We start from the raw sequence: 365 nt of genomic DNA, 5'->3' as shown, positions 1-365 counted from the left end.
GGTGCAAACGGCACCGTCACCGCCACGCCCGCATGCTTCGCGGCCTGCTCGACGCCAGCCGCACCGGCCAGCACGATCAGGTCGGCCAGCGACACCCGCTTGCCGCCCGTCTGCGCGTCGTTGAACGCCTTGCGGATGCCTTCGAGCGTGTCGAGCACCTTCGCGAGCTGCGCGGGCTGGTTCACTTCCCAGTCCTTCTGCGGCGCGAGGCGGATGCGCGCACCGTTGGCACCGCCGCGCTTGTCCGAGCCGCGGAACGTCGCCGCCGACGCCCATGCGGTCGACACCAGTTGCGACACCGTGAGGCCCGACGCGAGCACCTTTGCCTTCAGCGCGGCGACATCCGCGTCGTCGATCAGCTTGTG

1 protein-coding gene is annotated in these 365 nt (G+C 70.4%); it reads right to left on the bottom strand.

Features of this window, described 5'->3' with window-relative positions:
- On the bottom strand, positions 1 to 365 hold a 365-nt coding region (locus tag HWX36_RS36750; protein WP_347879245.1), incomplete at both ends, for a peroxidase family protein.

Origin of the sequence: Burkholderia sp. BCC0405 (genome assembly GCF_902833075.1) — a bacterium.
In the GTDB taxonomy this organism is placed as follows: Bacteria; Pseudomonadota; Gammaproteobacteria; order Burkholderiales; family Burkholderiaceae; genus Burkholderia.
This window is presented reverse-complemented; position numbering and strand designations above follow the sequence as displayed.